Origin of the sequence: Sphingopyxis sp., assembly GCF_965279755.1 — a bacterium.
Taxonomy (GTDB): domain Bacteria; phylum Pseudomonadota; class Alphaproteobacteria; order Sphingomonadales; family Sphingomonadaceae; genus Sphingopyxis.
Genome location: NZ_OZ257261.1, coordinates 2,178,873 through 2,202,387, shown reverse-complemented (window position 1 = coordinate 2,202,387; position 23,515 = coordinate 2,178,873). Strand labels below are relative to the sequence as shown.

Sequence of the window (23,515 nt, the reverse complement as noted above, 5' to 3'; positions counted from 1 at the left end):
GGATTTTCTGCAATTGGGAAATCAGCTCTCGCGGACGACCAGTTCGACCGGCATGACGCGCGACTCGACCGGCTGACCGGCGACGAGATCGAGCACTTTTTGTGCGAGCAGTTCGCCGCCGACCGCCCAGTCCTGCCGGACGCTGGTCAGCTTCGGCGAGAAGATCGATGCGCCGGGGGAATCGTCGAAGCCGACGATCGACACGTCGCCCGGCACGGCCATCCCGTGCGCCTCGACGGCCTCGACCGCGCCCATTGCGATTGCATCGTTCGCGGCGAAGATGCCGTCGAAGGCCTTGCCCCGCTCCAGCAAGCGGGTGACCGCCTCGCGCCCTGCCGAGGTGGTGAAGGCGCAGGCGATCTTGTCGACGACCACCGCCTGCGACCCTTTCAGCCCGGCTTCGAACCCGTTCAACCGGTCCTCGACCTCGCCATGCTGGGTCTCGCCAAGGAAGAGCAGATTTCGCCGTCCCCGTTCGACCAGATAGCCGGCAGCCAGCCGGCCCCCGGCGCGATTGTCGCTGCCGACGACGATGCGCTCGGGCGGTCCGTGCGCAGCGCCCCAGACCACGTAGGGCAGCCCCATCGCCTCGACCGCCGTGGCAGCGTCGTCATGGACACCCTGCCCCAGCAGGATGACGCCATCGGTCGAGGGTGGGTGCTCGGCGAACAGATCGATCGTCGTCAGCACCATATTCTGCCCTGCAGCAGTCAGTTCCTGCATGATGCCGCCGAGCAGCGAAAGCGGATAAGGCTCGCTCATCAGGCGGTCGTGCGACGGCGCCATTTCGATGACCACCGCGATCGTCCGCGTCCGCCGCTGCCGCAAGTTCCGCGCCGATATGTTGAGCCGGTAGCCCATGCGCTCGGCGGTCTCGCGGATCAGCTTGCGCGTGCTGTCCTTGACCGTCGAATGGTTCGACAAGGCGCGCGAGACGGTGATCTTGGCAACGCCCAGTTCCTTGGCGATATCCGCCATCGTCGGACGCGCGTTACCGCCGTCCCGGGAACCGGTGCCACTTGCCATGGGCGCCCCCTTAACGCGCGGCGGCGCGGTTCCACAAGTCAGTTGGTCCAGTAGATATAGTCCTGCCCATCCTTCCACGGTGTATTAAGCGGCACATCGATGCGGACCGGCCCTTCGATCAGCCCGGGCCAGATCGGCTTTGCCATGCCCTTGTTCTGCGCCTCGATCATTGCGCGAAGCTGCGCGACGCGCTGCGGCTCGGCTGCCGACAGTTCGCGCTGTTCGGTCGGATCAGTGGCGAGATTGTAGAGCCGCGCCTTTTCGGGGCGCTTCGTCACCTGCAATTTCCAGTCGCCCATCCGCACCGCACGATAATCGCCCGAGCGCCAGTAAAGCGCCTGCCGCTTCGCCGGACCGGAGAGGATATTCTCGCTGTCGATGATGCGGTCGGCCGGCAGCTTCGCGCCCGCGGCGGCAGCGATCGTCGCGAAGATGTCGAGATGCCCGGTGATGTCGGCGCGGCGCGAGTCTGGCGCAATGTGCCCCGGCCAGCGCATGAAGAAGGGGGTGCGGATACCACCCTCGAAGAAGGTCGCCTTCCATCCGCGATACGGCGCGTTCAGCCCCGCGATGCCGTTGTACCAGGCGCCGCCATTGTCGCTGGTGAAGATGACGAGCGTATTGTCGTCGATCCCTGCCTCTTTCAGCTTCGCCATCACGTCGCCGATCCGCCGGTCGAGCTGAGCGATCATCGCACCATAGACGCGGGTCTTGTGATCCTTGATCTGGGGGAATTTCGCATAATCCTCCTTCGTCGCCTGCAACGGCGTGTGCGGCGCGTTGAAGGCGAGGTACATGAAGAAAGGACGGTTCCTGTTCGCGTCGATCGCCTTGATCGCCTCGTCGGCGAAATAGTCGGTCATGTGCCCCTTGGGGTGGAAACGCGTGCTGCCGTTGAAGGTCACCGCGTGGCGCAGGTTCGCCCAGATGAAGCGGTCGATCGGATCCCACGGCAGCTTGGCATTGACCGTGTCGGGATCATCCTCGGGCAGGAACATCGCGCCGCCAGCCAGAATAGCGAGGCTTTCGTCGAAGCCCTGCGCCTGCGGCTGCAGCTTCGGCGCCTCACCCAGATGCCATTTGCCGATGTGGAGCGTGTGATAGCCCGCCGCCTTCACCGCCTCGGCAATCGTCACCTCGCTCGCGGGGACGCCCATGTCGGGATAGTCGGGAATATCGTCGGTGATCAGCTCCTTGTGGAACACCGTCTTCAGCGGCCCGATGCCCGACCCATGCGCCAGATTCTCGGCAAATTGTACGGGCACCGCCGTATATTCGAAGCCGAAGCGCGTCGGATAGCGTCCGGTCATCATCGCTGCGCGCGACGGCGAACAGGTCGCGTTCGCGGCATAGGCGGTGGTGAAATTCATGCCCTGATGCGCGAGCGCGTCGATGTTCGGCGTCTTGACGATCCCGCCGGCGACCCCGCCGCCATTGAGACTGATGTCGTTCCAGCCGAGATCGTCGGCGACGATCAGGATGATGTTCGGCGGCCGCTTTCCGTCCGGCGCCTTCGCTGGCCCCGACTGCCAGACCACCGGACGGTTGGGCTGCACCGGGTCGCGCCAGTCCTGGATGATACCCGGAAGGCGGTATTTATTCGCCTGAAAGCCCCAATAACCGCCTGCGCCCAGCGCGGCGAGAACCCCGAGGGCCACCCATCTTTTCTTCATGCCGTCCCCCCCGCAAAAGTCAGAACCAGAATATGACCGAGCGCCGCAGCAAGCGCGAGCGTCAAGCCCATGATGACACGCGGACTCGCGTAAAAGGCGATCTGGCGCTGGGTCGGGAAAGAGAAGGTCGCCTCGATCCCCAGCGTCTTGTTGAGATGCGCGGCGCGAAACCTTGGATCGGTTGCCATCCGGACGAGATCGCGGCGGCTGCGGTACCGCATCGTCCCGGCGAGCGACCAGCCCGGATCCGCAGGCGTGTTCCACGCGTCGATATAGCCGCCGATCTTGCGCCCGACGAAAAGCGGGTGCCCGCCGCGTGCAATCAGGCCGCGCACAAAGGGTTCAGAATATCGGCGGAGCCATTCGCTCCCTTCGCGCGCCTCGCCGCTCGCTGGATCGGTCACCAGGCCAGGCCGAGTGCGAACGAGGTTCACCATCACGAACTCGCGCCCATCGTCGCTTTCGAGAAAATCGCGCAACCGGCCAAGATCATTTCCGGTCTCGGTCATGCGCGGTCCAAGCGTCGCGAGAAAATCGTCGATCTCGCGCGCACGAAGCGGACGCCGGAGTCCGTCGTAAAAAAAGAGGAAGCCAACCCAACCCAGGAGCGCGGCGCCCCATATCGCACTCAAAAGCATCGCTTGACCGCCCATAACCCCACCCCGGCCGTTGCCATCCATATTATGGCACTATATGTGTCATTATATTCCCCGAGGCGCAAGATGGTTAAGCCGGACCATTGACGCGGGGCGCCAGCTGGGCCAGCGGAGGCATATGGAGGGAGACATGGGGATCGCGGCCGCCGAAGAGGGCAAGCGTGTCGACGGACGGCGCGAGCGCAGCCGGTCGAGCCACAAGCGTATCGTTGCCGCGATGATGGACCTGATCGAGGGCGGCGACCTGATGCCGAGCGCGGCGCGCGTCGCCGAGGAAGCCGGGGTCGGGCTGCGCACCGTGTTCCGCCATTTCGACGACATGGACTCGCTCTATCGCGAGATTTCGCGGACCGTCGCCGAGCGCATCTGGCCGACGATCACCGCGCCTTATGACAGCGCCGACTGGCGCGCCAATATCCGTGACCTGACCCGCCGCCGCGCGCGAGTGTTCGAGACGATGCTGCCCTTCCGCCTCGCCGCGAACGTCAAGCGGTTCCAGTCGCCCTATCTGATGGGCCAATATGCGCAGGTCGTGACGATGGAGCGCGATCTTGTGCTGCGCCTGCTGCCCGCCGACGTGACCGCCGACCGCTATCGGGTCGAGGCGCTGATCGCGACGCTGTCGTTCCAGAACTGGCGCGCGATCCGGCAGGATCAGGGGCTGTCGGTCGAGGATGCCGGCGCGGTCGTCGCGCACATGATCGAGGCGCTGATCGCGGCCTAGACGCGCTGCCGTTTCCGCCGCCGGCGCCACCCCGCGAAGATCAGCGCCAGCGACACAATGACCCCGCCAAGCACGACACCCGCCTGAATCGCGCGCTTCTTTCCCTGCTGCCGCCACGCATAAAGGTTGATCTGTTCGTCGGCGGTGTAGCCGACGGGCATTTCGAGCACGCCATTATCCCTCGCGAAGGCAGCGTAGTCGGCGCGCATCGCCGCGAAGCGATCGGGCATCGTCGCCGACAGGTCGCTCGTTTCGCCGGGATCCATCTTCAGATCGAATAGCCGCCACGTGCCGTCACCGGTCGGCGCAAGATTGCGGACGAGCTTGTAATCGCCACGGAACAGCGCCGCATTGCCCGACAGTTCATAGCCAAGCGGCGCGTCGCCATGGACGCTGCCCTCGGTACCCGCGAGCATCGGCACGAGGCTCCGCCCCGCAAGCCGCTCGACGGGACGTCCGTTCCAGGTTCCGCCATGACCGGGCACGCCCGAAAGATCGAGCAGCGTCGGCAATATGTCGGTGACATGCGCCAGCCCGTCGTTGATCGCACCCGCCCTGATCCCGGCATGGCCGGGCCAGGCGATGATCAGCGGGACGCGGAGCCCACCCTCGGTCGCGCTGAACTTGTAGCCCGACAACGGCGAGGCGGAAGCGCTCGCCCAGCCGGGACCGACGGCACTGAAGCTGCCGCGCCGGCCGATGTTCGCGATCGAGGTGTCATATTGCATCCCCAGGAACAGCCGGTTGCGCAGCCGGTTGTAGGGGTTCGTCGGCTCGGCACCATTGTCCGAGAGAAAGACGAAGATCGTATTCTCATACTCGCCGGTCGCTTTGAGGTGCGCGACCAGCCGGCCGATCTCGCGGTCCATCGCGGTCGCCATCGCACCATAGGCCTGCATCACGCGGATGGCCGCGGCGCGTTCCTCGGCATCGAGCTTCGCCCAGTCGGGCGTCGTCTTCATCGTGACCAGCGCGGTACCCGCCGGCATGATGCCGAGCGCCATCGCACGTTTCGCCCGCGCTTCGCGCAGCCTGGTCCATCCGTCGCGATACATCGCCGAGTAACGCGCAATGTCGCTGTCGGGCGCCTGCACAGGGATATGATTGGCGAGGAAGTTCACCGACGCAAGGAAGGGCTGACCGCCCGCCCGGTCGGCGTCGATATAATCGATCATCTTCTGGACCACGAAGTGCGACGAATAATAGTCCTTCGGCAGCGTCGCAGGCTTGCCGTTCTCGGTCCAGGCGGCGGTGTCGTACATGCCCTCGATCGGGCGCTGCTCGAAATTGTCGGCGCCGGCGTCGGCAAGGCTGAAGGCACGGTCGTAGCCGCGCGCGCCGGGAAGCCGTTTCGCGTCGCTCCCCAGATGCCATTTTCCGGTCAGATAGGTGCGATAGCCCGCCGCCTTCAGCAATTGCGCGATCGTGACGACGCGCAGGTTCATCACCGTGTCGTACCCGGGCTTGCCGCGATGTTCGTCGGGGATCGTCTCGGGCATGTTGCCGAGCCCGGCACGGTGATTCATCACCCCGCTCTGCAGCATCGCGCGGGTCGGCGAGCAGGATCCCGCGACATGGAAATTGGAAAAGCGCATCCCCGCCTGCGCGAGCGCGTCGATGTTCGGCGTTGATATCTCGCTGCCGAACGAGCCGACGTCGCTGAAACCCCAGTCGTCGGCGAGCAGGATCACGATATTGGGATGACGCGGCGGCGCCTGGCTGGCTTCAGCCGGCGCCGCCGCGAGCAGGGCTATCGAAGCAAGGCAGGCCGAACGCCGGAACATATCCCCGAACATGTTCCGGGCCAGGTTTCCGCGACCCGGCACCCCTCCGGCCCACAAGCGACCCGCCATCGCCATCTCCCCCTGCAATTATTTTGACATTTGTTATGCCAATAGATCGCAGAGTCAAGATGAGACGGCGGGGGAGCTATCGCTCGCTATAGTCGGGCGCGCGTTTTCCGAGGAACGCGGCCAGCGCTTCCTTATGGTCCTCGGTTGCCGACAGGATCACCTGCTGCCGGTCCTCGATCGCCATCGCGGCGTCGAGACTCTGGGCATCGATATTGAGGTTGAGCGCCTGCTTCGAAAGCCGCAGACCCCAGGGTGCGGTCGCCAGCATCTCGTCCGCCAGCGCGAGGCCGCGGTCGAGCAAGGCTTCTTCCTCAACGATCTCGCTGATCAGCCCGGCGCGGAGCGCCCGGTCGGCATCGACGAAACGGCCCGTCAGGATCATCTCCGACGCAAGGCTGGCACCGACGAGGCGCGGCAGGAAATAGCTCGACGCCATGTCGCACCCGCCCAGCCCGATGCGGATATAGGCGGCGTTGCAGCGGAACGACGGCGTACCATAGCGCACGTCGGACGCGAGCAGCAGCGATAGCCCCCCACCCGCCGCGGCGCCGTGGCCGAGAGCGATGATCGGCTGCGGACACGCGCGCATCTTGCGATAGATATTGCCGATGCTCGTCTGGGTACGCAGCGTGCGCAGCACCGCGGTCTCGTCGGTTGTGCGATCTTCCTGAATATCGAGCCCGGCGCAGAAGCCGCGCCCGGCACCCCGCAGAATGACGACACGCACGTCCTTGCGGTCGGCGAGGCCGCCGAAATAGTCGTTGAGCTCGTCAACCAGCCCGACGCTCAGCGCATTGAGCCGGTCGGGGCGATTGAGCGTCGCGATCTCGACCGGACCGCGCGCTTCGACGAGCAGTTCGCCACTCACAGCGTCTGTCCGTCGTCGATCGTGATGACGCTGCCCGTGATGCCCTGTGCGGCGTCCGAGCAGAGCAGCAGCAGCGGCGCGTGCAGGTCGGTCGCGGGCCGCATCCGCTGACGCGGGAAGCTTTTCACCATCTGCGCGCCGACGTCGCTGTCGAACAGTTCGGCGGTCATTTCGGATTCGAAATAGCCCGGCTGGATCACATTGACGCTGATCCCGCGCCGCGCCCATTCGCGCGCAAGCGCCTTGCCAAGGTGGCGCACTGCCGCCTTGGTGGCGCCATAGACCGACGTCGCGGGGAACACCTTGTCGGCAGTGATCGATCCGATCAGGACGATGCGGCCGTTCTGTTTTTCGCGGCTACCCGCAGCGTCGAGCCGCTTCGCGCCTTCGGTCGCGGTCAGAAACACACCGCGGACGTTCGCCGCGAGCAGAAAATCGACATCGTCGACCGACAGGCTCATCGCCATCTTCTCGGTCGCGACGCCGGCATTGGCGACGATCGTATCGACGGTGCCGAACGCCGCTTCGGCAGCGTCATAGGCCGCCTTGGTCGATGCTTCGTCGGTCACGTCCATGCTGACCGCGATCGCCTGACCGCCCGCTGCCTCGATCGCCGTGACCTGTTCGGCGAGCTTGTCGGCACGCCGCGCGGCGAGCACGACCTTCGCACCCGACGCAGCGAGTATCCTTGCAAAGCCCGCCCCGAGCCCCGACGACGCGCCGGTGACGAGGGCAATTCGCCCGGTCAGATCGAATTGGGGTTGCGCGGCCATGCTTGCTCTCCTGCGGCTGTTTCGTAACGGCATTGGCGCCAATTGACGTTAACGTCAACCTGAAGGAGGAAAAGCACGGCTTGGGGTTGACGAAGAACATTTGTTCACCTATTGTTCTTCTTGTGCACACACAACCTGTTCCCCCGTCGCGGCCGCCAAGTGCGGCGGGCGGGGGATAAAGGCCCTCTCCCGATATTTGCCGACGCCATTGATTCCTGCGGAAAATCGCGCCAGTTTCGGCGCGACCCGATCGGCAGGAGGGGCCTCGCCATGACATCATCCTTCGATAACACGCGCGACCGGACCTGACGCGGTGCATGCCGTCCAGGCCTTTGAACTGATACTCGTCCTGCTGGCGGTCATCGTCGGGCTGCACTGGCTTGCCATCAAGCTGCGCTGGCCGCCGGCCACCGCGCTGCTCGTCGGCGGCGGCGCGCTCGCCTTCGTTCCCGGCCTTCCGGTCGTCTCGCTCGACCCCGAACTTGCGCTGGTACTGTTCCTGCCGCCGCTGCTGATGGACGGCGCCTATTACACCGCGCTCGGCCGTTTCCGGCGCCACCTGCCGGGCATCCTGTCGCTCGCGGTCGGCGCGGTGGTGTTCACGACGCTGGCGGTCGGCGTGGTCGCGCACTGGATCATGCCGGGCCTGCCCTGGGCCGCCTGTTTCGCACTGGGCGCGATCGTCTCGCCGCCCGATGCCGTGTCGGCGCGCGCGGTGCTCAAGGGCGTCACGCTGCCACGGCGCGTGACCGCGCTGCTCGAAGGCGAAAGCCTGCTCAACGACGCCACCGGCCTGATCCTTTTCCGCTTTGCCGTCGCCGCGACGCTGAGCGGCGTCTTCCATGTCGGCGAGGCGGTGCAAAGCTTTACCATTGTCGCGATCGGCGGTGCGGTTGTCGGCGCCGCAATGGGCCGATTGTGGGTCTTTGTGACGCGCCGTCTGCAGGATCGCGTCCTTGTCGTCATCGCGCATGTCACCCTGTGCTGGGTCGCCTATCTGGCGGGCGAAGCCGCGCATGTGTCGGGGGTGATCGCGACCGTCGCCGCGGGCCTGGTCCTTGGCTGGTACCAGCATGTCGTCCTGTCCGCCGACACAAGGCTCGTCGGCAACTCGGTCTGGCAGATGCTCGTCTTCATCCTCGAAGCCTTCGTCTTCGTTCTGATCGGCTTCTCGCTGCGCGGCGCAATCGAGCGGTTCGGGGGGATCGCCGCGATACCGGCATCGACGATCCAGATGATCGTCGGCGTCGTGCTGACGATCGTCATCGCACGCTTCGTCTGGATATTCGCCGCCGAGGGGCTGCTCGAACTTGGCCGCCGGCTGGGCGCAAAGCGGGCGCGGCCGCTCGGCTGGCGACAGGCAACCGTTCTCAGCTGGGCCGGGATGCGCGGCGTGGTTACGCTGGCGGTGCCGCTGACGCTGCCCGCCGACATGCCCGGCCGCGACCTGATGCTGATCTGCGCCTTCGCCGCGATCTTTGCGACCGTGGTCATCCAGGGATCGAGCCTCGGCTGGCTGATCCGCCGCATCCGGCCGGTCGATGCCGACCCGCCGGCTAAAATGACGATGGCGGCCGCGGAAGGCGCGATGGCGCGGGCGCGGATGACGGTGATCGAGGCGCGCGCCTATGACGAGGACGGCACGCTGGTCCATCCGTATATGCTCGAAGAAGCGCGCAAGCGAATGCGGTTCATGGAACGCTATGAACAGGATGCGGGGACGGAAATGGATAATCTGCGCCCGCACTTCGATATCGTCATTGCGGCGATCGCGGCAAGCCGCGCAGAGCTGATCCGCATCCACCGCGCCGGGCTGATCGAAGATGAGGTGCTACACGAACTGGAGCGCGACCTCGACATCGAACAGATGGCGATGATCTTTCAGCGCGGCGAATGAAATCCGCCGTCAGCGTTTCACCGACGATCGCAGTTCGGCCGCGTCGTGCCGCCGCATCTCGGTCGGCGCCATACCGAACCGGCGAGCGAAGGCGCGGGTGAAGCTCGCATTGCTGAGATAGCCGCAGCGGTAGCCGATGCTGGAAATCGGCAGGTCGCTTTCTGACAGAAGCTGCCGCGCCGATTCGAGCCGCCGAGCGCTGACCGCCTCGGCCACCGTACAGCGATAGAGTTCGCGAAAGCCCCGCGTCAGCTTGTCCTTGCCGAGGCCGCAGCGGCGCGCGACCTCGTCGACTGTCAGCCGCTCGCGCCAATGTTCGGCAATGATCTGATGCGCGGCGGCGACCCGCACAATATCATCCTCGCCCAGCGTCGTCGCGCCGCGAACCTCGACCATCCGGTCGGCGGCGAGCGCGGCGAAAAGCTGGCATAGCAGTTCGAGGCTGCGGGCGATGCGGAGGAGCGTTGCCGCCTCACCTTCCCCCTCGACCGCAACCACCGCGCGGCCCAGCCCGCGCAGATCGGCGGGCAGATACCAGCGGCCGCCCGTGCGGGGCACAAGATCGAAAAGGCGCACGCAGGCGCTGCGGCTGATCGCGAAGACGAGCAGTTCGCCGCTTGCGTCGTCCGACAGGTCGGCGAAATCGAGCACGCTCACCGCAGGCTCGCCGATGTCGCCGAAGCCGAGGATCAGCGCGTCGGGCGGCAGATGCGCGGCGCTGCAGGGTCCACGGCCGACGAAGCTCGTGAACTCGGCCGAAACGATGACCGCGCGTTTGCCCTTCATTCGATCCGCTCACCCGATGCCATGGCCCAGCGCAGCCTAACCGCGCCGTGCCGCAATCGCGACCCAATTCTGTATCGGCGGCTGTGACCGGCTGGCTGGGGCGGCAGGATTCGAACCTGCGCATGGCGGCATCAAAAGCCGCTGCCTTACCGCTTGGCGACGCCCCAACGGCCGGTGCGACGCGCGCTCTAGAACGCGGCGACGCCTAATGCAAGGCGCGTGGGCTCAGAGTCGCGTGACCCAGCCGTGCGGGTCCGCTGCGCGGCCGCGCTGGATATCGACGAGCTTGCCCTTGAGCATTTCGGTGACCTGTCCCGGGCCGCCGGCGCCTATGGTAAAGCTGGTTTCGCCGCGCGTAACCTTGCCGACCGGGGTGACCACGGCGGCGGTGCCGCAGGCAAAGCTTTCGGTCAGCTTGCCGCTCTCGGCATCCGCCTGCCACTGGTCGATCGCATAGGGTTCTTCGCGCACCGTCAGCCCCGCGTCGCGCGCGAGCGTGATGATCGCGTCGCGCGTGATGCCGGGCAGGATTGTGCCGGTCAGCGGCGGGGTGACGATGCTGCCGTCGTCGAAGACGAAGAACATGTTCATGCCGCCCAGTTCCTCGATCCAGCGATGCTCGGCAGCGTCGAGGAAGACGACCTGGTCGTGACCTTGGGCGATCGCCTCGCGCTGCGCGACGAGGCTGGAGGCATAGTTGCCGCCGCATTTCGCGGCGCCGGTGCCGCCCGGTGCGGCGCGGGTATAATCCTCCGACACCCAGAGCGAGATCGCGGGCGCGCCCGACTTGAAATAATTGCCGACCGGCGAAGTGATGACGAGGAACTGATATTCGGCCGCGGGCTTCACGCCCAGGAAGACCTCGCTCGCGAACATGAAGGGACGCAGATACAGCGCGCCGCCGTCGACCGGCGGGAACCAGTGCGCGTCGGCGGCGACGGCTTCCCTGACCGCGGCGATGAACATCTCCTCGGGCAGCTCGGCCATTGCCATGCGCCGTGCGCTCGCGTTGAAGCGGGCGGCATTGGCTTCGGGACGGAACAGCGCCATCGACCCGTCGTCGAGGCGATAGGCCTTCAGTCCCTCGAAAATCTCCTGCGCATAATGGAGAACGGCGGTCGCCGGATCGAGCGACAGCGGGCCGCGCGGCATGACCTTCGCGTCGTGCCAGCCAAGCCCCTCCTTATAGGTGATCGACACCATATGATCGGTGAAGACGCGCCCGAAGGCCGGATCAGCAATCGCCACCGCGCGTACATCATCCGCCGTCGGATTGGGGTGCGGAAGGCGGGCGAAGGCGGGAGCAAGCATGACAGAACCCTTATTGTTCGGGAGTGACTCGGGGGTGAAAGCTGCGCGCCTCTTGCCAAAGGCAGGCGCTCGGCGCAACGATAGCGACTATGCCGAATGAAAATTTTCTTTCACAAGTTCCCGCCGCCTCTGCCCTTTTCTTGCGCGAAGAGGAGGTCCGGCGCGGCATCGAATATCAGTTTTTCGGGCATGGCGCCCTGTGGCGCGCGATCGACGTGCGGCTGGCCGAAAACGAGCTCGGCCGCGCGCATTATCGCGCCCTCTATTTCATCGCGCGCGCGCCGGGGATCACGATTTCGGACCTGCTCGGGCTGCTCGGGATCACCAAACAGTCGCTGGGACGGGTGGTGAAGGAGCTGGAGGCACGCGAATTTCTGACGACGCGACAGGGCGGCCGGGACCGGCGACAGAAGGAGCTGCGCCTGACCCCCGCCGGCCGCGCGGTCGAGGCCGCGATCTTTCAGCAGCTGCGCGACGCGATGAGCCGTGCCTATACCCATGCGGGTCAGCAGGCGGTGACCGGATTTTGGCAGGTCAGCGAGGCGCTGATGACGCCGGGCGATCGCGCGCGGGTCTCCAAGCTGGGAAGCGAAAGCTGAGCTAGCCCTCGCCGCGCGCGATGTCGGCGAGCTCCCGCCCGCGGTCGCGCGCGGCGCGCAAGACCCCGGTGAATAGCGCCGCAAGCTGGCCGCCCTCGTCGAGCACATCGAGCCCGGCTTGGGTCGTACCGCCCTTGCTCGCAACCTGCGCGATCAGCGTGCCCGGCTTTTCGCCGCTATCGGCGAGAAGCGCGGTCGAGCCGCCGAAGGTCGCCGTCGCAAGCTTCAGCGCATCCTCTGACGACAGGCCGAGGCGTTCGCCCGCCGCCGCATAAGCCTCGATCAGGCGGAAAACGAACGCGGGGCCGCTGCCGGTGAAGGCGGTGACGAGATCCATCGTGGTATCGTCGGCAAGCGCGACGACAGTGCCAAGCGGCTTCAGCAGCGACTGGACCGCGCCGTCGTCAGCGACGCCGAGGCTGGCGACCGCCGACACGCCGGCGCCGATGCGCGCCGCGAGGTTCGGCAGGATGCGAACCTGCGCCTTCGCCCCGGGAAAGCGCAGCGCAAGGTCAGCGAGCGATACGCCCGCGAGGATCGACAACAGGTGCGTGTCGCCGCCCGCGACCGCTGCCAGATCGTCGGCGACCTCGCCGAGCTGCTGCGGTTTCATGCCGAGCATGATCCAGTCCGCGTTGCCGCCCGCATCCTTCCATTCGGCGAGCGACGCGAATTGCGAAATCCCCTCGCGCGGCGCGGCCAAGGGATCGACGACCGCGACCGCGGCCGGGTCAAGCCCCGCGGCGAGCCAGCGATCGAGCATCGCGCCCGCCATATTGCCGCACCCGACCAGCAGCAGCCGGCCAGCGAAAGTTCGCAAAGTCTTTGTCATCGTCCCTTTTTCTTCTCGTCTATCGACAACTGCTCTCGGGGCCCGAGAGCAGGTCGAGGCAGCGTCCGTCGATCTTGTTCATATCGAGCGGTACGCCGATCACCGACGCGAGCGTCGGCAAAATGTCCACCGTCATCACGGCGTTCGGTTGTTCAAAGCCGGTGAGCCCCTTGCGCCAGAACAGGATCGGCACGCGGCGATCATAGTCCCAGACCGATCCGTGCGTCGCGACATAGCCGAGGCCCGATTCGGGGATCGGCGTCACGCGCGGTTTCAGCACGACGATGAAATCGCCCGAACGCTGCGGATTGTAGGAGGCCCGCAGCTTGTCCATCAGATTCCAGACGTCGGGCGAACGCTTCGAGATCGGATATTTCGCCAGTTCCTCGCCGGTCACCACCGCCTCGACCTGCGGATGCGCGCGGTAGCGCGCGACGAGATCGGCGAGTGCGGCCTTGCGCTGCGCCGGAGTGAGCGCCTTTGACAGATACATGTCGCCGAACGGGCCGTCGCCATAGAGCAAGGGCTGCGACAGACCGAGCTTTTCGGCCGCTGCCTTTCCCATCGCATCGGGATCGAGCGCCTTGTCGACGCGCTCGGCGGCAGGCCAAGCGTTCTGACGGTTGCGTTCGGGCAGGTCATGGCCGCCATGATCGGCGGTCAGTGCGACGACATAATCGATTCCGGTCGCATCAAGCCGCGCAAAGAAATCGCCGAGCTCGCGGTCGAGCGCGAGCATCTGCATGCACATTTCGCTGCCTTCGGTACCGGTGCTGTGGCCGACATAGTCGGTCGCCGACAGGCCGAGGATCAGGAGGTCGGTGGTATCGCCTTCACCCAGCTTGCGCGCCTGACGGAGCGCGGCGCCGGCAGCGAGCACCGCGCCGTCGGCTTCGGGCGAGGCCATGAAGCGGCGGAAGTCGCCGCCGTCGCGCTGGAAGCGGCCGGTGCCGACGGTCGCTCCCTTGTCGCCGATCGGGATCGCGATGTCGTGCGAGCCGCACTCGGCGGGAAGCGCGACCGGGGGACGCGGTGCGGCAATCGCAGCAGCGATCGCAGTGCCCGCCTGCTGCGCGGTCGGCGACAGCGCGACACCGGGATAGCTGGTGAGCCCGGTCGGCACGAGCCAGACGAGTTCGTCGGCCTTTCGCCCGCCCATCATAATCGCGGCGCGGTCCTTGCCCGCGACCGAAACGACCTGCGCCTTCGGGTTTGCGACCTTCATCCAGTCGCCGAGCGTCGCGACGAGCAGGTGATTGATCGACGCCGAATATTTCTTCGAGCTGCTGCTGGGCACCGTCTCGTCCTCGGCGCAATAGAGCTTCTTGTCGTCGCGTGCGGCCGAGAGGTCGAAATAATTGTTCGCGATGATGCCGGTATGCGCCGGGTGGTTGCCGGTCAGGATCGTCGAATGGCCGGGGCAGGTTTCGGTCGCGGCGTGCGACTGATAGCCGGCCGGGAAAACGACGCCAGAGGCGAGCCGCGCGAGGCCGCCGGTGAAGTGGCTGCGATATTCGGTGAACAGGTCCGCAGAAAACTGGTCGACCGAGATCACGACGACCAGCTTGGGCGCCGGGGTCGCGGCGGTGACCTTCGCGGCGGGCGCGGCTGCATTTTGCGCGACCACCGGTCCGGCGGCGGAGACGGCAAGGGCGGCAGCGCAAGCGAGTTTTGCGGCGGTGGCGAGATATTTGATCTTCACGGGCAGCTTCTCCGATGGGGGCATCAGCGCGGGCTGTCCTCTCGTCGAAACCCGCCTATATGGCAAGCCTTAGACGATGAACGGCGGCGGGCGGATAACGATATTGCCTAGACAGGTTTTCATGACAGTTTCGCGCGCGATATTGGCCCTTTTGGCGCTGTTTGCGTTGGCGTTGAGCCCTGCCCGGGCGCAGGCGCCGCACATCGCGGCAAAGCTGGTCGCCGAATCGCCCAAACCCGCACCGGGCGGCGCAACCGCGATCGCGCTGTCGATGACCCCCGAAAAGGGCTGGCACGGCTATTGGCTGAACGGCGGCGACGCCGGGTTCGGCCTGTCGGTCGAATGGAACGCCCCCGAGGGGATCACGGTCACCCCCTTCCGCTATCCGGTGCCCGAAGCGCTCACCCTCTTCGGCATGATGAACCATGTCTATGAACATCCCTATGCGCTGCTGGCCGATGTTCAGGTGGACAAGAGCGTCGCGCCGGGAACCGACCTGACGCTGACCGGCATCGCCAACTGGCTCGCCTGCACCGACAAGGTGTGCGTCCCGGAAAAGGCGGTGATCTCGGTTGCGTTGAAGGCGGGCGACGGCAAGATCGCACCGGCCGAACGCGCACGCTTCGATGCTTGGCGCGCAAAGCTGCCCCAGCCGCTCGACCGCGCGGGCGCGTGGGAGCGCAAGGGCGATAGGGTACGCTTCGGCGTTCCGCTGCCCGATGGCACGGCGCTTGATGCGCCGCACCTGTTCCTCGAAACGCAGAATGTCGTCGATTATCCGGCCGCGCAGAGCTTCAGCCGCAACGGCGACTGGATCATCGTCGAGACCAAGGTGAAGGGCGATGCGGCGGGGCCGGTGCAGGGATTGCTCAAGCTCTCGGACGGACGCGGGCTGGCCGTGCGCTTCGAACCCGAAGCCGTGCGCCTTTCAGGCCAGCCGATCGTCACCGCTGCGCGCGGGATCGACATGGAGCTGTTCTGGACCGCGCTCGGCGGCGCGATCCTCGGCGGACTGATCCTCAACCTGATGCCGTGCGTTTTCCCCATCCTGAGCCTGAAGGCGTTGAGCTTGGCGCGTTCCGGCGGCGACGCGCGCGATGCGAAGGTGGAGGCCATCGCTTACACGGCGGGAGCGGTCTTCACCGCCTTGCTGCTCGGCGGCGCGCTACTCGCCTTGCGCGCGGCAGGCGAACAGATTGGCTGGGCGTTCCAGTTGCAGCATCCGGTCAGCGTTTTGGTCCTGCTCCTGCTCGCTCTGGCGATAACATTGAACCTCGCTGGCATGTATGAATTACCGTCTTTCGGGCGGGGGCAGGCGTTGACCCAAAAAGGCGGTGCGGCGGGCGGATTCTGGACCGGAGCGTTGGCCGCATTCGTTGCGACACCCTGCAGTGGCCCACTGCTTGGCGGGGCACTTGGCGCCACGCTCGTGCTGCCTGGATGGGCTGCGCTGCCTATTTTCGGCGGATTGGGGTTGGGGCTAGCGCTCCCTTTTCTCGCTATCGGCTTCCTCCCAGCGCTGCGCAAACGCTTGCCCAAACCGGGCCTATGGATGGAGCGATTCCGCAAGTGGATGGCGGTGCCGATGGGATTGACCGCGCTTGGCTTGGCTTGGCTGTTGTGGCGCCAAGCGGACGATCTCGGTTGGAAAGCGGCGCTTCAGGCACTTGTATTTAGCACCATCGCCTTTCAAGCCTTAGGGAATTATCAAAAGGGCAGGCAAGGAGGTTGGCTCCTCATGTTGCTAGCGACAGGGGCGATTTATATAAATGGAAGCAATGCGGTCCTGCTTGCCGACAGGCCAACGTCCGCCACAAGCGCTACCTCCGACGGGCAAATATTCTCCCCTGCTGCTCTCGCCAAGGCGCGCGCGACCGGCAAGCCCGTCTTCGTCTATTTCACCGCCGACTGGTGCCTGTCGTGCAAGGCGAACGAGGCGGGCGCGATCCATCGCGAGGCGGTGCAGGAGGTCTTCAAGGACAAGGGCGTGATTACCCTCGTCGGCGACTGGACCAACGGCGATCCTGTCATCACGCGAACGCTCGCCGAGCATGGCCGCAACAGCGTGCCGCTCTATCTCTGGTATGCACCGGGCGCCGCGCAGCCTGAAATCCTGCCGCAGATCCTGACCCCGGGCCTGCTCACCGGAAAGGCGGGCGGCTGATGGCGAAGCAGCGCGCCGACCAGCTGCTCGTCGATCGCGGGCTCGCCGAAAGCCGGACGCGCGCGCAGGCGCTGATCCTCGCGGGCCTCGCCTTCGTCGGCGACCGCAAGATCGACAAGGCGGGGCAGCAGGTCGCCGAGGATGCCGAGATCAGCGTGAAGGGCCGCGACCATCCGTGGGTGTCGCGCGGCGGGATCAAGCTCGATCATGCGCTTACACATTTGGGCTGGGGCGTGACGGGCGCGGTCGCCATCGACGTGGGGTCGTCGACCGGCGGTTTTACGGACGTGCTGCTGAGCCGCGGCGCAGCACGCGTCTATGCGGTGGACTCGGGCACCAATCAGCTCGCGTGGAAGCTGCGGCAGGACGATCGGGTGATCGTCCACGAACAGACGAGCGCGCGCATCCTGACCGCCGATCATATTCCCGAGCCGATCGACCTGATCGTCTGCGACGCGAGCTTCATCGCGCTGTCGAAGGTGCTGCCGGTGCCGATGGGCTTTGCGGAGGACGGCGCGCGGCTGGTCGCGCTGATCAAGCCGCAGTTCGAGGCCGAACGGCACGAGGTCGGCAAAAAGGGCGTCGTCCGCGACCCCTCGGTCCATGCGCGAGTCTGCACCGAAGTTGCGGGCTGGCTGGAACAGATCGGCTGGAGCGTCGTTGAAACGGTCGAAAGCCCGATCACCGGACCCGAAGGCAATGTCGAATTTCTGATTGCCGCATGCAAGCGAGCCGCTTGACGGGGGAAATAACAGCCGCAACACCTGTGCGCCGCAGAATCGCGAAAGGGACCATATCCGCATGACCGAGATCGCTACGCCGGGCCAGTTACGCATGTCCTATTGGCGATGGGCGATGGTCACCGTGCCGTCGATCGTGCTGATCGGCAGCCTGATGGGACTGCTGTCGAACAGCGGCTATTCCAATCGCTGGTTCACCGCGCTCGACCTGCCCGCGATCGTCCCGCCGGGATGGGTGTTCGGCGCCGCGTGGACCGTCCTCTATATCCTGATGGGGCTGGCGCTCGCGATGGTCCTGCACGCGCGCGGCGCGAAGGGGCGCGGCTTTGCGCTGATGCTCTTCTTCGTCCAGCTGATTGCCAATTTCGCCTGGTCGCCGCTGTTTTTCGGCGCCCATCAGGTGACGACGGCGCTTTATCTGATCATCTTCATCCTGATGGTGGCGGTCGCGACCTTCTTTGCCTTCGCGCCGATCCGCAAGGCCGCAGCCTGGCTGCTCGCGCCCTATATCGCCTGGCTCTGCTTCGCGGCTTTCCTGAATTTCCAGATCGATCAGGCCAATCCCAATGCCGAAACCCTTGTCCCCGCCGCCGCGAGCACCCAAATAAGCTGAAGGGCAAGGGGTTATCCCCCTGGAAGGAAGAGACATGCAGAGCGAGAACCGGATTTTCGACGATCTGGCCAAGATGATCAACGGCATCGCCGGAACCGTCGCGGGTGCGGGCCGCGAGGCCGAAAGCGCCATGCGCGAGCGCGCGAAGGAATTCGTCGGCCGGATGGATTTCGTGAGCCGCGAGGAATTCGAGGCGGTGAAGGAAATGGCTGCAAAGGCGCGCGCCGAAGCCGAAGCGCTGAAGGCGCGGCTCGACAAGCTGGAAGGCGTTTCGAAGCCCGCACCGGCTCCGAAGGCTGCAGCGAAGCCCGCCGCCGCGCCGAAGGCAGCGGCAAAGCCGGCGACAAAGCCTGCGACGCGCAAACCCAAGGCCTGATTCCGGACCTTTATACACAGGACGATCCCCGAAGGCGGCGGGACGCGGACTCGCGTCTCCGCCGCTTTCGGTCTAAGGCGCGCGCATGAGTGACGATATCTACGACGACGATGACGGGCAGGAAGCGGCACCGATCGACATGATCGCATCCTATTTCGCCGCGCACGACTGGCCGCACGAGATGGTCGGCGAGGACGAGATCGTCGCGACCGCGCAAGGCAGCTGGACGACCTATGAGCTGCGCGCGGTGTGGCGCCCCGAAGACGGGGTGATCCAGCTCCTCGCCTTTCCCGACATCCGCGTCGTCGAGGACAAGCGCAGCGTCGCGCACGAAGCGCTCGCAATGATCAACGAGCAGCTCTGGCTCGGCCATTTCGAGCTATGGTCGAACAGCGGCACGATCCTCTATCGGCACGGCATGCTCGTCGGCGCCGACGCGCAACTGCCGCTGGACCTGACCGAGACGCTGATCGAGAGCGCGATCGACGAGTGTGAGCGCTTCTATCCCGTGTTCCAGTTCGTGCTGTGGGGCGGCAAGACCCCGGCCGAAGCGCTCGCCGCGTCGCTGATCGAAACGCGCGGCGAGGCCTGAGGCTCTAGCGCTTCTCGAACTTCGTCAGGCGCGGCCCGAGTTCGTTGGTGCCGATCGCAAGCGGCTCGCCGCTCCAGTCGGCGACGAATACCGACGGCCAGCTCACCCCGTCGGACAGGCTGGCGCGGTTGCCCGCGATGGCGAGCCCGCGCGACGGATTTTTGCGTTCCTCGGCAGCGACGGCGATGAACGCCGAATGATTCTCCTTGTTGCGGCCCTGCACGAACAGATTGTTCACGATGCGCCCGACGGAACCCGAAGGCAGGTCGATCATATAGTTGGTCGCATTGCCCTGCGTATCGTCGAAGCTGTTGTCGTTGACATCGACCTGCACCGCACGCGTCTTGAGATAATGACCGCCGCTGCCCTTTTCGAAGCGGGTGTGCGTCACGACCACGCGGCCATAGATGCCGGTATAGACACTGTGCGCGCAGCTGAGACCGCGGTCACAGCGGCCGAGGCGCGAAAAGGTCGACCGGTCGATCGTCAGCGTCGCTTCGGGATCGTCGGCGGTCAGGATGCCTTCCTCGCTGTTGCGGAACATGCTGTTCGCGACCTCGAGATCGCTTTTCTCGAGGCGGATGCCCGCGCCATTGCCGTCGGGCACGCGCATGTTCTGAAAGACGATGCCGTCGACCTTCGCGCCGGCCCCGCGCAGGACGAGCGCGGCCTTGCCCTCGCAGGTCACGCCGTCGAAAATCGCGCGTCCGGGCTCGGCCGCGACAAAGGCAATGCGGCCGGCGGTCTGGATCGCGCAATCGCGGTGATAGCCGGGTGCGATACGGATCGTGCCCTCGCCCTCGCCGATCGCATCGACCGCATCCTGTAGCCGGCCGAAGCCGCGGCCATTCACATCATAGGGCGCGTCAGCGGTCTGTGCGGGCAGCGGCACCGGTGCGAGAAGCAGCGGAAGGGCGAGCAACGGCATCAGCGGCCGACGGAAGAGGATCTGGAACATCGCCGCTTTATAACAGCTTCGCGCGCGCCAGTCCTTCCCGAAGCTGGTTAACCGGCGCGCTGTCCCCATATCGGACAGCGCCACCAACCGTTCTTACCATCATGTTCCCCCGCGAAAGCGGGGGTCCAGAGCGTGACCACGCAAGCGTTTGGGACCGAACGCTCTGGGTCCCCGCCTTCGCGGGGACACACCAAAAAAGGGTAAGGTCAGTCCAGATTGGGACGCAGCCAGCGCGTCGCGGTCTCAATGTCGACGCCGCGCCGCGCCGCATAATCCTCGAGCTGATCGCTGCCGATCCGCGCGACGCCGAAATACTGGCTTTCGGGGTGACCGAAATAGAAGCCGCTGACCGCCGCAGTCGGCAGCATCGCGAAGCTTTCGGTCAGCACCAGTCCGGCATTGTCGCCCGCCGCGAGCAGATCGAACAGGATCGGTTTCAGGCTGTGGTCGGGACAGGCGGGATAGCCCGGTGCGGGACGGATACCGCGATACTCTTCCTTGATCAGCGCCTCGTTGGTCAGCTGTTCGCCGGGCGCATAGCCCCAGAGGGTGGTGCGCACATGCTGGTGCAGCCGCTCGGCGAAGGCCTCGGCGAAGCGGTCGGCGAGCGCCTTCAGCAGGATGTCCGAATAATCGTCCTTGTCGGCGCGGAAGCGCTCCGAAAAAGGCTCGATACCGTGGATACCGACCGCGAAGCCGCCCATCCAGTCGCCCGCCGGATCGATGAAGTCGGCGAGGCACATATTGGCGCGGTCGCGGCTCTTCTTGATCTGCTGACGCAGGAAGGGAAGCGTCACATGCCGCTCTTCATCGGCGAGGTGGATCGTCACGCTGTCGCCGTCGCGCGCGCATGGCCAAAAGGCGCAAACCCCGCGCGCGGTCAGCCACTTCTCGGCGATCAATCTGTCGAGCATCGCGTCGGCGTCGGCTTTCAGCGCCTGCGCCGTCTCACCGACGACATCATCCTCAAGGATCGAGGGATAAGTGCCGTGCAGTTCCCACGCGCGGAAGAAGGGCGTCCAGTCGATGCATTCGCGCAGATCCTCGAGCGACCAGTCGTCGAAGCGGTGCAGACCGGGCTGCAGCGGCGGCGCGGGCTTGTCGCTGAGGTAGGCGTCGTAATAATTGGCGCGGGCCTCTTCGAGGGTATGGAGGACGCTCTGCCCCTTGCCCGCGCGCACGTCGCGGACATGGGCGTAATCGTCCTTGTAGCCTTGCACATAGACATCGCGCCCGGTGTCGCTGACCAGCGACGTCGCGACGCCCACGGCGCGGCTGGCATCGAGCACATGCAGCACCGGACCCTTGTAGGCCGGATCGATACGAAGCGCGGTGTGCACCTTCGATGTGGTGGCGCCGCCGATGAGGAGCGGCATCGTCATTCCGGCGCGCTGCATTTCCTCGGCCACCGTCACCATCTCGTCGAGCGAGGGCGTGATCAGGCCCGAGAGGCCGATCATGTCGGCGTCATTCTCGTTCGCGGCTTCCAGGATCTTCGACCAAGGCACCATCACGCCCAGATCGACGATCTCGAAGCCATTACATTGCAGCACGACGCCGACGATATTCTTGCCGATGTCGTGGACGTCGCCCTTGACGGTCGCCATCACGACCTTGCCCTTGCCCTTTGATCCGGGTTCCTTCGATGCCTCGATGAAGGGCAACAGGTGCGCGACCGCCTTCTTCATCACGCGCGCCGATTTCACCACCTGCGGCAGGAACATCTTGCCCGATCCGAAAAGGTCGCCGACGACATTCATCCCGTCCATCAGCGGCCCCTCGATCACCTCGATGGGGCGTGGCAGCAGCAGGCGCATCTCTTCGGTGTCGTCGACGACATAGGCGTCGATGCCCTTCACGAGCGCATGTTCGAGCCGCTTGCGCACCTCCCAGCCGCGCCACTCCTCGGCCGCCTTTTCCTGCGCCGGGTTGCTGCCCTTGTAGCGTTCGGCGAGGGCGATCAGCCGCTCCGTCGGCGATTCCGCCTCGCCCTCGATCTTGCGGTTGAGGATGACGTCTTCGCATGCGTTCCGAAGCTCGGGGTCGATCGTGTCATAGACGTCGAGCTGCCCCGCATTGACGATCGCCATGTCGAGCCCGGCGGGGATCGCATAGTAAAGGAAGACGCTGTGCATCGCGCGGCGCACCGTCTCGTTGCCGCGGAAGCCAAAGCTGAGATTCGACAGGCCGCCCGAGAAATGCACATGCGGGCAACGGACACGGATTTCCTTCACCGCCTCGATGAAGTCGACCGCATAATTGTCATGCTCTTCCAGCCCCGTCGCGACCGCGAACACGTTAGGATCGAAGATGATGTCTTCAGGCGGGAAACCGATCGTCATGAGCAGCTTGTAGGCGCGCTCGCAGATTTCGATCTTGCGCTCTTTCGTGTCGGCCTGCCCGACCTCATCGAACGCCATCACAACGACCGCGGCGCCATAGGCCATGCATTTGCGCGCGTGCGCAAGGAAGGGCTCCTCGCCCTCCTTCATGCTGATCGAATTGACGATCGGCTTGCCGGGCACGCATTTCAGCCCCGCCTCGATCACATCCCATTTCGAGCTGTCGATCATCACCGGGATGCGCGCAATATCGGGCTCGGCGGCGATGAGCTTCAGGAAGGTCGTCATCGCATATTCGGCGTCGAGCAGGCCTTCGTCCATATTGACGTCGATCACCTGCGCGCCGTTTTCGACCTGCTGGCGCGCGACCTCGACCGCCGCGGTATAATCGTCGGCGAGGATCAGCTTCTTGAACGCCGCCGAACCCGTGACGTTGGTGCGCTCGCCGATATTGACGAAGCTGGAGGAGGCTTGCGGGGCAGTCATTTTATAATTCCGGTCTTCAGGCTGCGAGCGGGCGGGCGAGAACGAGATCGTCGTAAAGCTTGCCGCCGACATTGAACTGACGGGTGCCGATGTCGGCGAATCCCTGTTTGCGATAGAAAGCGAGCGCGCGATCGTTGCGGGCGTAGACGCCGAGGAGCAGGCGGCGATGGCCGGCTGCGGCCGCCAGCGCCTGTTTCATCAACGCTGCGCCGAGCCCGGAGCCGTGAAAGCGCGACAGCGAATAGATGCGCTTGAGCTCGATATCGCCATCGAGCGCGGCGGCGAGATCGGGCTTGCCGACGAGAGCGAAGCCGACCGGCGCGCCGCCGGGATGCACCTCGGCCAGCCACGCCCGCCCGCCGTTGGCCAGACAGGCACAGTAGGCAGCTTCATTATGCTGCGCGGCGCAGTGGCCGACTATCGCATCGCCGTCGAGAATGGCGGCGAAGGTCTCGAGAAAGGTCGCCGCGCCGATGAGCGCCAGTGCGGGCGCGTCGGCGGCTCCGGCCTCGCGGATCGTCCATGTCGGATTGTCGTCCACCGG

Annotated in this window: 21 protein-coding genes and 1 tRNA gene; 8 read left to right on the top strand and 14 right to left on the bottom strand. The window is 65.5% G+C overall.

What is annotated here, in order from left to right; all coding sequences use genetic code 11:
• Window positions 1-21: 21 nt before the first annotated feature.
• The 3 genes from ACQY80_RS10865 to ACQY80_RS10855 are packed head-to-tail and all read right to left on the bottom strand — an operon-like array spanning window position 22 to window position 3,208.
• Window positions 22-1,026 (bottom strand): LacI family DNA-binding transcriptional regulator, encoded by a 1,005-nt coding sequence (locus tag ACQY80_RS10865; RefSeq protein ID WP_428679236.1) that lies wholly within the window; start codon window positions 1,024-1,026, stop codon window positions 22-24.
• Window positions 1,027-1,064: 38 nt separating this feature from the next.
• Window positions 1,065-2,699 carry a sulfatase-like hydrolase/transferase gene (locus tag ACQY80_RS10860; protein WP_428679234.1) on the bottom strand — a complete coding sequence of 545 codons (1,635 nt, stop codon included), beginning with the start codon at window positions 2,697-2,699 and terminating at the stop codon, window positions 1,065-1,067.
• Window positions 2,696-3,208 carry a hypothetical protein gene (locus ACQY80_RS10855; RefSeq protein WP_428679231.1) on the bottom strand — a complete coding sequence of 171 codons (513 nt, stop codon included), beginning with the start codon at window positions 3,206-3,208 and terminating at the stop codon, window positions 2,696-2,698. The genes ACQY80_RS10860 and ACQY80_RS10855 overlap by 4 nt, the downstream gene beginning before the upstream one ends.
• Window positions 3,209-3,485: 277 nt before the next feature.
• Here ACQY80_RS10855 and ACQY80_RS10850 point away from each other — a divergent pair, with 277 nt between their 5' ends.
• Complete coding sequence (locus tag ACQY80_RS10850; protein WP_428679229.1) at window positions 3,486-4,079, top strand: TetR/AcrR family transcriptional regulator; 594 nt, start codon at window positions 3,486-3,488, stop codon at window positions 4,077-4,079.
• Here ACQY80_RS10850 and ACQY80_RS10845 read toward each other — a convergent pair.
• From ACQY80_RS10845 to ACQY80_RS10835, 3 genes are all read right to left on the bottom strand, one after another.
• Window positions 4,076-5,863 (bottom strand): arylsulfatase, encoded by a 1,788-nt coding sequence (locus ACQY80_RS10845; protein ID WP_428679226.1) that lies wholly within the window; start codon window positions 5,861-5,863, stop codon window positions 4,076-4,078. The genes ACQY80_RS10850 and ACQY80_RS10845 overlap by 4 nt on opposite strands.
• 145 nt (window positions 5,864-6,008) lie before the next feature.
• Entirely contained in the window at window positions 6,009-6,800 is a 792-nt protein-coding gene (locus ACQY80_RS10840) for an enoyl-CoA hydratase/isomerase family protein (protein ID WP_428679224.1), read from the bottom strand.
• Window positions 6,797-7,573 (bottom strand): SDR family NAD(P)-dependent oxidoreductase, encoded by a 777-nt coding sequence (locus tag ACQY80_RS10835; RefSeq protein ID WP_428679221.1) that lies wholly within the window; start codon window positions 7,571-7,573, stop codon window positions 6,797-6,799. The genes ACQY80_RS10840 and ACQY80_RS10835 overlap by 4 nt, the downstream gene beginning before the upstream one ends.
• A 313-nt stretch (window positions 7,574-7,886) precedes the next feature.
• On the opposite strand from ACQY80_RS10835, the gene ACQY80_RS10830 reads away from it, so the two are divergent.
• On the top strand, window positions 7,887-9,470 hold the full coding sequence (locus tag ACQY80_RS10830; RefSeq protein ID WP_428679218.1) for a Na+/H+ antiporter: 1,584 nt from the start codon (window positions 7,887-7,889) through the stop codon (window positions 9,468-9,470).
• Window positions 9,471-9,479: 9 nt separating this feature from the next.
• On the opposite strand, the gene ACQY80_RS10825 is transcribed toward ACQY80_RS10830, so the two are convergent.
• The 3 genes from ACQY80_RS10825 to ACQY80_RS10815 form a co-directional block, all read right to left on the bottom strand.
• On the bottom strand, window positions 9,480-10,256 hold the full coding sequence (locus tag ACQY80_RS10825; protein ID WP_428679216.1) for a helix-turn-helix domain-containing protein: 777 nt from the start codon (window positions 10,254-10,256) through the stop codon (window positions 9,480-9,482).
• A gap of 92 nt (window positions 10,257-10,348) precedes the next feature.
• Window positions 10,349-10,423 (bottom strand) — tRNA-Gln (locus ACQY80_RS10820).
• Between the two features lie 58 nt (window positions 10,424-10,481).
• Complete coding sequence (locus tag ACQY80_RS10815; protein WP_428679213.1) at window positions 10,482-11,567, bottom strand: branched-chain amino acid aminotransferase; 1,086 nt, start codon at window positions 11,565-11,567, stop codon at window positions 10,482-10,484.
• An 89-nt stretch (window positions 11,568-11,656) separates the two neighbouring features.
• Here ACQY80_RS10815 and ACQY80_RS10810 point away from each other — a divergent pair, with 89 nt between their 5' ends.
• Window positions 11,657-12,166, top strand: a complete 510-nt coding sequence (locus ACQY80_RS10810; protein ID WP_428679210.1) for a MarR family winged helix-turn-helix transcriptional regulator — start codon at window positions 11,657-11,659, stop codon at window positions 12,164-12,166.
• Window position 12,167: 1 nt separating this feature from the next.
• Here ACQY80_RS10810 and proC read toward each other — a convergent pair whose 3' ends face one another.
• A complete protein-coding gene (proC, locus tag ACQY80_RS10805; RefSeq protein ID WP_428679207.1) occupies window positions 12,168-12,998 on the bottom strand; it encodes a pyrroline-5-carboxylate reductase in 831 nt (276 codons plus the stop codon).
• Window positions 12,999-13,017: 19 nt separating this feature from the next.
• Complete coding sequence (locus tag ACQY80_RS10800; protein WP_428679205.1) at window positions 13,018-14,724, bottom strand: alkaline phosphatase family protein; 1,707 nt, start codon at window positions 14,722-14,724, stop codon at window positions 13,018-13,020.
• 97 nt (window positions 14,725-14,821) lie between these two features.
• Between ACQY80_RS10800 and ACQY80_RS10795 the strand changes: the two genes are divergently transcribed.
• The 5 genes from ACQY80_RS10795 to ACQY80_RS10775 all read left to right on the top strand — a co-directional run bounded on the left by ACQY80_RS10795 (window position 14,822) and on the right by ACQY80_RS10775 (window position 19,185).
• Entirely contained in the window at window positions 14,822-16,864 is a 2,043-nt protein-coding gene (locus ACQY80_RS10795; RefSeq protein ID WP_428679202.1) for a protein-disulfide reductase DsbD family protein, read from the top strand.
• A complete protein-coding gene (locus tag ACQY80_RS10790) occupies window positions 16,864-17,604 on the top strand; it encodes a TlyA family RNA methyltransferase (protein ID WP_428679199.1) in 741 nt (246 codons plus the stop codon). The genes ACQY80_RS10795 and ACQY80_RS10790 overlap by 1 nt, the downstream gene beginning before the upstream one ends.
• A gap of 61 nt (window positions 17,605-17,665) precedes the next feature.
• Window positions 17,666-18,217 carry a TspO/MBR family protein gene (locus ACQY80_RS10785; RefSeq protein WP_428679197.1) on the top strand — a complete coding sequence of 184 codons (552 nt, stop codon included), beginning with the start codon at window positions 17,666-17,668 and terminating at the stop codon, window positions 18,215-18,217.
• A gap of 34 nt (window positions 18,218-18,251) precedes the next feature.
• Window positions 18,252-18,593, top strand: a complete 342-nt coding sequence (locus ACQY80_RS10780; protein WP_428679194.1) for an accessory factor UbiK family protein — start codon at window positions 18,252-18,254, stop codon at window positions 18,591-18,593.
• An 85-nt stretch (window positions 18,594-18,678) separates the two neighbouring features.
• On the top strand, window positions 18,679-19,185 hold the full coding sequence (locus ACQY80_RS10775) for a YbjN domain-containing protein (RefSeq protein ID WP_428679191.1): 507 nt from the start codon (window positions 18,679-18,681) through the stop codon (window positions 19,183-19,185).
• Between the two features lie 4 nt (window positions 19,186-19,189).
• Here ACQY80_RS10775 and ACQY80_RS10770 read toward each other — a convergent pair whose 3' ends face one another.
• The 3 genes from ACQY80_RS10770 to ACQY80_RS10760 all read right to left on the bottom strand — a co-directional run bounded on the left by ACQY80_RS10770 (window position 19,190) and on the right by ACQY80_RS10760 (window position 23,512).
• Window positions 19,190-20,143 carry a right-handed parallel beta-helix repeat-containing protein gene (locus ACQY80_RS10770; RefSeq protein ID WP_428685832.1) on the bottom strand — a complete coding sequence of 318 codons (954 nt, stop codon included), beginning with the start codon at window positions 20,141-20,143 and terminating at the stop codon, window positions 19,190-19,192.
• Between the two features lie 206 nt (window positions 20,144-20,349).
• Window positions 20,350-22,971: a methionine synthase gene (metH, locus tag ACQY80_RS10765; protein WP_428679188.1), complete on the bottom strand. Its 2,622-nt coding sequence runs from the start codon at window positions 22,969-22,971 to the stop codon at window positions 20,350-20,352.
• A gap of 16 nt (window positions 22,972-22,987) precedes the next feature.
• Window positions 22,988-23,512, bottom strand: coding sequence for an N-acetyltransferase family protein (locus ACQY80_RS10760; protein ID WP_428679185.1), 525 nt, complete (start codon window positions 23,510-23,512; stop codon window positions 22,988-22,990).
• Window positions 23,513-23,515 lie beyond the last annotated feature (3 nt).